The 2,679-nt window shown below is 42.1% G+C and carries 1 protein-coding gene and 2 pseudogenes; 1 reads left to right on the forward strand and 2 read right to left on the reverse strand.

Features of this window, described 5'->3' with window-relative positions:
* Both E2K52_RS15520 and E2K52_RS14045 read right to left on the reverse strand, forming a co-directional pair.
* Window positions 1–128 (reverse strand): annotated as a pseudogene (locus tag E2K52_RS15520) (patatin-like phospholipase family protein); the annotation flags it as partial.
* A 63-nt stretch (window positions 129–191) separates the two neighbouring features.
* Window positions 192–821, reverse strand: a pseudogene (locus E2K52_RS14045) (1-acyl-sn-glycerol-3-phosphate acyltransferase).
* A 136-nt stretch (window positions 822–957) separates the two neighbouring features.
* On the opposite strand from E2K52_RS14045, the gene E2K52_RS14050 reads away from it, so the two are divergent.
* Window positions 958–2,196, forward strand: coding sequence for an MFS transporter (locus E2K52_RS14050; RefSeq protein WP_151205633.1), 1,239 nt, complete (start codon window positions 958–960; stop codon window positions 2,194–2,196).
* Window positions 2,197–2,679: the final 483 nt, after the last annotated feature.

The following is a 2,679-nucleotide window of genomic DNA, read 5'->3' on the forward strand; positions in this document are numbered from 1 at the left end:
AGCGCAACGGCGACCACCGGTTCGCGCGCTTTAATCGGAGTCGTAGCAGTCGGAGTTTTACTGGCTTTATCACAGCCAGCCAAGCTTAGGCCAAGACAGCCAATAAAAGCATAATGAGCGAATTTCATTGTAGAAAATGACGGTTAAATCAACAAAATTGAGGCTATCACATCAAAAAAATTGGTTTTTGCCTAGTCTTTTTTCAAAAGCTTTTGTAACGGCTTCGCCACCCAGGCCGGATTTTTTGCCGAGAACTTGCCTGCATAATGTTGATAGATCTGTTCCAGGTCGTATTCATAGTCACCGGTCAGATGATAAACACCCAAGATATGGATGGTCTTGAGGTCATAATCAAAAGAGAACATGACAATCGGTAGCTGTGCCTCTTGGGCAATATAATAAAAACCGCTACGGATTTTTTCCGGTGCCTTGCGAGAGCCTTCAGGCGCCATACCAATCCAGATTTGTTCGGACTGTTCAATAATCTCTACAATCTGCCGGGTTTGTCCTTGTGCGCTACTTCGGACGACTGGCACCACACCCACCCACTCCAGAATCGGTTTCAACGGAGTACGAAACAAGCTGTCTTTCCCAAAAATAGTAATCTGGATTCCAAGACCCAGCAGCGCATTAAACCCCAACCAGGCATCAATATTGGAGGTATGTGGCGAAATGATAGCAACTGCTTTAGGCAAATCCGGAAATTCTCCTTCGATTCGCTAGCCTTGGGCTAAAAATAGCTGCTTAAAAAAGCTCCGGCTCAGTTTGCTACCGCGAGAAGGAACATGCGGAGGAAGGGTGGGAAAGCGTGTCATGGTCATCAGCGTTTCTTCCTGAAACTCATTTCTCTTTATTTTTGATCATATTAGACTGTTGTAAAATCTGGATCATTGGCAAAATATATAGCATTCTTTAATGCCTTTGGTGCATTTTATCTTTCGGGGACCTAGTCTAAATATGCGGAATACTTATATTTTATTGTTTTCCCTATATTGGGCGCAGGGACTTCCGGTTGGGTTTATGACTCATGCCTTACCCGTGATTCTGCGAGCACAGGGCGTGTCTTTGGCGCATATCGGGGGCTTTGGTCTGCTCATGTTGCCCTGGTCGGTTAAAGTCTTCTGGGCGCCGCTGGTTGACCGTTACGGAGTTAAAACCCAAGGGCATTATCGAAGCTGGATTATTCCACTGCAATTGCTGTCAGTTGCCGTATTAATAGGTCTGTCTTTTTTACCTATTCAGGCTTTAAACCAGCCATTGTATCTACTGGCTTTTTTTACCGCATTGCTGCTGATGAATGGGGTTGGTGCGACTCAGGACATTGCTACCGATGCGCTGGCAGTTAATATCTTGAAAAATGAACAGCAGCATTGGGGCAATACTTTTCAGGTGATTGGCTCACGTCTGGGTTTTATTGTGGGTGGCGGGGCCATTTTACTGTTTCTGGATTTACTGCAATGGCAAAGCACTTTTTTATTCTTGGCTGCACTGGTTTTTCTAAATACACTGCCGATTTTAAGATTTAAAGAACCCTCGCACCATTTAGCTGTATCCGAAACAGTGCCGGCTTCGACCCGAATTCGAATGAAAACCTATTTTCGATATTTCTGCTCAGACTCCACCTTGGCTAAATGGCTGCTGGTATTACTCACCTTTAAGGTCGCCGATGGATTATCCGGGCCTTTATTAAAACCTTTAATGGTTGATATGGGCTTGAGCCTGAGCCAGATTGGTATCTACGTGACCATGTTAGGGGCTTTTGCTGCCTTGCTCGGCGCAGGGTTGGCGGGCTGGTGTCTGAAATACTGGTCTCGACCGCGAAGTCTGCTGGTTTTTTCAATAGTTAAAATATTGACGCTGATGGCTTATGCCTGGTTAGCCGGACAATATGAAGCGCAACTACCAATCAATCATTGGGTCATTTATGCCATAAATGCCGCAGAAGATATGGTGTCTGCCATGCTTTTGGTGGTGATGTTGACCTTGATTATGCAATACAGCCGCAAGCATCTGGCGGGTACGGATTTTACTTTTCAAGTTTCGGTGATGGCCACAGTGAGTGGTGGCTTATATAGCCTGAGCGGGATATTAGGAGATTATCTGGGCTATACCCAGTATTTAACCTATATTGCATGGGTCAGTATATTGCTATTATGGCCGATCATATTGTGGTGCAGAACAACGCAGAAATCCTAAGCATTGCAAAGCATCAATTAAATCCGTATTAAAAATAATCAATATATTTTGAAAATGTCGTTAATACATATTTTAGCTAAAAGTATGAGATAAAAATGATTTCAAACTGAGTTAAAAATTGTTAAATTCCTGATGTTTTCAAACGACTTGTTATATAGGCAGGTTAAAACGTAAATCCAGTAAAATCAGGTGATGTAATCAGGATGATGTTTTAACCCTGCATATTGTTCAGGAGTTATCTCGCGAGATAATCAAATAAGTCAGTTTATAATTATAGATATTCAACACGGTTTAGGTTTTTGGGAATCAGCAAGCTTTCAAAGCCAATGAACGTTTGTTCAATATGGAGAATGTAATAGACTTCCGTCATAAATCAAAAAACGTACAATTTATTTGATCTTAAATTAATCAGCAAAATTATTTAATTCAAGGGATAATTCTTGGATGAAATTCAAAGATATTCAAAAATTATCAGACGTTAAA

This window comes from Acinetobacter sp. RF14B (assembly GCF_006864105.1).
GTDB lineage: Bacteria > Pseudomonadota > Gammaproteobacteria > Pseudomonadales > Moraxellaceae > Acinetobacter > Acinetobacter lwoffii_C.

Bases quoted from the DNA above. Each gene is read 5' to 3' on its own strand.
- E2K52_RS14050 (WP_151205633.1), top strand. From the start codon at position 958: ATGCGGAATACTTATATTTTATTGTTTTCCCTATATTGGGCGCAGGGA.